Source organism: Amycolatopsis thailandensis, from assembly GCF_002234405.1.
Lineage (GTDB): Bacteria > Actinomycetota > Actinomycetes > Mycobacteriales > Pseudonocardiaceae > Amycolatopsis > Amycolatopsis thailandensis.
The window spans coordinates 1-718 of sequence record NZ_NMQT01000222.1 but is presented as its reverse complement, the minus strand read 5'-3'; the positions used below and the strand labels follow the sequence as shown (position 1 = coordinate 718).

At 69.9% G+C, this 718-nt stretch carries 1 protein-coding gene and 1 pseudogene; both read right to left on the bottom strand.

Features of this window, described 5'->3' with window-relative positions; all coding sequences use genetic code 11:
• Positions 1-162: pseudogene (locus tag CFP71_RS45235) on the bottom strand (phosphatidylinositol phosphate synthase); the annotation flags it as partial.
• A 102-nt stretch (positions 163-264) separates the two neighbouring features.
• The coding region (locus tag CFP71_RS41655; protein WP_093939377.1) for a MarR family winged helix-turn-helix transcriptional regulator at positions 265-718 on the bottom strand (454 nt) is incomplete at its 5' end.

Sequence of the window (718 nt, the reverse complement as noted above, 5' to 3'; positions counted from 1 at the left end):
CCACAGCAGCATGTCGTTGGGGAAGAACCCGAGCGCGCAGAGAACCGCCCCGGCCGTGCCGATGACGGTCATCGCGTTGGGGGTCAGACCGGCGCGCACGAGCACCTTCCCCATCGGGTCGGTGACGCGGGAAACGGAGGCGCGCGCGAAAATGTTGAGCATCGGTTCTTCAGGTGCACCTAAGCAGCAGGGTCGGGTGGCCGCCCGAAGCCTATCCACCCGCACCGACGCCCGTCGTCGTGCCCGCCCCGGACGGGCTCGAGGTCAGTCCGCTTTGGCCAGTTCGGCCGTCTCCCCGATGTCCGCGAGAGACTCTTCCCGCAGCGCCATTTCCGCCTCCGCCGCGGCGCATTTCGGCGACAGCCGCTCCAGCACGGCCGCGCTGATCTCCCCGAGCGCCTTCACCTGTTCGGGGGTCAGCGGATCGAAAAGACTCTCGCGGACGGCCTCGACGTGCCCGGGGGCGGCCTCCTCCAGCGCGGCGAATCCTTCGGGGGTGAGCACCGCCCAGGAACCACGTTTGTCGGTGGGGCAGGACTCACGGCGCACCCAGCCGTTCGCTTCGAGCCGCGCCACCGCGTGCGAGAGCCTGCTGCGCGACGCCTTGCGCGCGTCGGCGAGTTCGCTCATCCGCAGCTTGCGGCCCGGCGCTTCGGAAAGGGCGACGAGAACCTCGTAGTAGGTGTGGGGCATGCCCGCCTCGTGCTGAAGCTGGCCC